The 478-nt window shown below is 66.7% G+C and carries 1 protein-coding gene; it reads left to right on the plus strand.

The window, feature by feature from the left end:
* A partial coding sequence (locus ABE487_RS17235; protein ID WP_346445856.1) for a GTP-binding protein occupies window positions 1-478 on the plus strand: 478 nt, incomplete at both ends.

A 478-nucleotide genomic window follows, 5' to 3' on the forward strand; every position in this document is an offset into this window, starting at 1 on the left:
GCGCCACTACGCGCACGTCGACTGCCCGGGCCACGCGGACTACGTCAAGAACATGATCACCGGTGCGGCGCAGATGGACGGCGCGATCCTGGTGTGCTCGGCCGCTGACGGTCCGATGCCGCAGACGCGCGAGCACATCCTGCTGTCGCGTCAGGTCGGCGTGCCGTACATCGTCGTGTTCCTGAACAAGGCCGACATGGTGGACGACGCCGAGCTGCTCGAGCTGGTCGAGATGGAAGTGCGCGAGCTGCTGAGCAAGTACGAGTTCCCGGGCGACGACACCCCGATCATCTCGGGTTCGGCGCGCCTGGCGCTGGAAGGCGATCAGTCGGAGATCGGCGTGCCTGCGATCCTGAAGCTGGTCGACGCGCTGGACACCTGGATTCCGGAGCCGGAGCGCGACATCGACAAGGCGTTCCTGATGCCGGTCGAGGACGTGTTCTCGATCTCGGGTCGCGGCACGGTGGTCACGGGCCGT

The organism is Luteimonas sp. TWI596 (assembly GCF_039674105.1).
In the GTDB taxonomy this organism is placed as follows: domain Bacteria; phylum Pseudomonadota; class Gammaproteobacteria; order Xanthomonadales; family Xanthomonadaceae; genus Luteimonas.